Source organism: Nostocoides australiense Ben110 (assembly GCF_001050535.1).
GTDB lineage: Bacteria > Actinomycetota > Actinomycetes > Actinomycetales > Dermatophilaceae > Nostocoides_A > Nostocoides_A australiense.
Map to the genome: position 1 here is coordinate 3,776,475 of NZ_HG764815.1, position 2,626 is coordinate 3,779,100.

The 2,626-nt window shown below is 72.5% G+C and carries 2 protein-coding genes and 1 pseudogene; all 3 read left to right on the forward strand.

Annotated elements, in window-relative coordinates; all coding sequences use genetic code 11:
• Positions 1–201: pseudogene (locus BN11_RS18560) on the forward strand (ArsR family transcriptional regulator); the annotation flags it as partial.
• Positions 198–2,162, forward strand: coding sequence for a heavy metal translocating P-type ATPase (locus tag BN11_RS18565; protein ID WP_048699812.1), 1,965 nt, complete (start codon positions 198–200; stop codon positions 2,160–2,162). The pseudogene BN11_RS18560 and the gene BN11_RS18565, both read left to right, overlap by 4 nt.
• Before the next feature lie 32 nt (positions 2,163–2,194).
• Positions 2,195–2,626 (forward strand): signal peptidase II (locus tag BN11_RS18570; RefSeq protein WP_048699814.1); only part of this gene is annotated, 432 nt, incomplete at its 3' end.

Here is a 2,626-nt window from a genome sequence, read left to right on the forward strand (position 1 = left end):
GCCTGCCTGCGGGACTGCGGGTTGGTCGACTACCGCGCGCAGGGACGCGCGTCGGTCTACCACCTGACCCGCCCGGAGCTGGTGGACCTTCTCGCTGTGGCCGAGGGCCTGCTGGCCGCGACCGGCAACGCTGTGGCCTTGTGCCCCACCTACGCAAACCCCACCACCTCTGACCCGATCACCAAGGAGAGCGCACGATGAGCGACGCCTGCGGCTGCAGCGACGACGAGACCACCCCCGGCGGCGAGGAAGCCGAGGAGCACGAGGCCGAGCGGCTGTGGGAGGTCAGCGAGCTCCGCTTCGCCGCCGTCGCCGGCGTGCTGCTCCTGGCGGGCCTGGTCGCAGGGTCCAGGGATCAGTCCGCCGTTGCGACGGTGCTGAACTGGGTGGCGCTGCTGGTCGGTGCGTGGACGTTCGTCCCCAGCACGATCCGGCGACTGGTCAAGGGCAAGATCGGCGTCGGGACCCTGATGACGATCGCCGCGATCGGCGCGGTGCTGCTCGGTGAGGTCGCCGAGGCGGCCGCGCTGGCGTTCTTGTTCTCCATCAGCGAGGGCCTGGAGGAGTACTCCCTGGCCCGCACCCGCCGCGGCCTGAGGGCGCTGCTGAACCTCGTGCCCGCTACCGCGACGGTGCTGCGCGACGGCGCAGAGACCACGGTAGCTCCCGGTGAGCTGGGCATCGGGGACCTGATGGTGGTCAGGCCCGGGGAGCGGGTCACCACCGACGGGATCATCCGCACCGGTCGCACCGCCCTGGACGTCTCAGCCATCACCGGTGAGTCGGTGCCCGTGGAGGCCGGACCCGGACAAGACGTCTACGCGGGGTCGATCAACGGATCCGGCGTCCTCGAGGTGGAGGTGACCACCACCGCGCAGGACAACTCCCTGGCGCGGATCGTGCGGATCGTCGAGGCCGAGCAGTCCCGCAAGGGCGAAGCCCAACGCCTGGCGGACCGCATCGCCAAGCCGCTAGTGCCCGGTGTGATGATCGCCGCCGCGCTCATCGCCGTCGTCGGCAGCCTGCTGGGCGACCCGGGCACGTGGATCGAGCGGGCCCTGGTCGTGCTCGTCGCAGCGTCACCGTGCGCCCTGGCGATCTCCGTGCCGGTCTCCGTGGTCGCCGCCGTCGGGGCCGCCTCCAAGCAGGGTGTGCTCATCAAGGGCGGCGCGGCCGTGGAGGCCCTCGGTGCCATCCGCGGGGTCGCCCTGGACAAGACCGGGACGCTGACCCGCAACGCCCCTACCGTCGTGGCCGTCGTCGCCGCGCCCGGCCGCACCCAGGAGCGCGTCCTGCAGGTCGCGGCCGCCCTCGAAGCACGCAGCGAGCACCCCCTGGCACGGGCCATCCTGGCCGCCGTAACCCCGGCCACCCCCGCCACCGACGTCGAGGCAGTCCCCGGTGCGGGCCTGACCGGGACGTTCGAGGGTCGGCCTGCCCGGCTCGGGCGACCCGGATGGGTCCACGCCGGATCACTGGCCGCTGAGGTGGAGCGGATGCAGCAGGCGGGGGCGACCGCCGTCCTGATCGAGGAGAACGGCTCGCTGCTCGGCGCGGTCGCCGTGCGCGACGAGCTCCGGCCAGAGGCCGCGCAGGTCGTAGCCCAGCTGCGCCGCGACGGCTACCACGTCACCATGCTCACCGGCGACAACACCCTGACCGCGACCGCCCTGGCCCGCGAGGTCGGCATCGACGAGGTCCACGCGAACCTGCGCCCGGAGGACAAGGCCGCACTGGTCGCCCAGCTGCGCACCCAGCGCCGCACCGCGATGGTCGGCGACGGCGTCAACGACGCCCCCGCCCTGGCGACCGCCGACCTCGGCATCGCGATGGGAGCGATGGGCACCGACGTCGCGATCGAGACCGCCGACGTCGCGCTCATGGGTGAAGACCTGCGCCACCTGCCCCAGGCGTTCACCCACGCCCGCAAGGCCCGGCGCATCATGCTCCAGAACGTCGGCCTGTCCCTCGCGATCATCATCGTGCTCATGCCCCTGGCCCTCTTCGGTGTCCTCGGCTTGGCCGCCGTGGTCCTCGTTCACGAGGTGGCCGAGGTCGTAGTGATCGCCAACGGCGTCCGCGCAGGCCGCACTCGCCCACTGCCGCAGGCCATCACGGGAACTGCTGCGGCCGTCGAGCGTCCGGCGCTGGTCACGCGGTGACCGCTGGCACCGCAAGGGAGGAGAAACGGGGCTTGGCCAGCCCGACGCGGCGGCGCCTGGCGGCAGGGCTGGGCGCTGCTGCATTGGCCGCTGTCGACCTGGGCGTCAAGGCCTGGGCAGTGGGTTCGCTGCAGGAGCGGGTCATCCCTTTGGGTCCGGTCGAGCTGAGGTTGGCCTACAACCCTGGGGTGGCCTTCTCCGTCGGCGACGGCGCGCCGACCTGGCTCGTGCTCACTGTCACCGCCCTGGTCACCGCTGCAGTCGCCGTGGTCGCCTGGCGGATCGCCGCCACCCCCTCGCCAGGGCGGTTGCCCGCCCTCGCCCTGGTATTAGGTGGGGCGATCGCGAACGTCGTGGACCGGGCCGGGGACGGGGTGGTCACCGACTACCTGCACAGCGGGTGGTTCCCGACCTTCAACCTCGCCGACACCGCGATCGTCACCGGCGTCGCCCTGCTGGTGCTG

Bases quoted from the DNA above. Each gene is read 5' to 3' on its own strand.
- BN11_RS18565 (WP_048699812.1), top strand. From the start codon at position 198: ATGAGCGACGCCTGCGGCTGCAGCGACGACGAGACCACCCCCGGCGGC.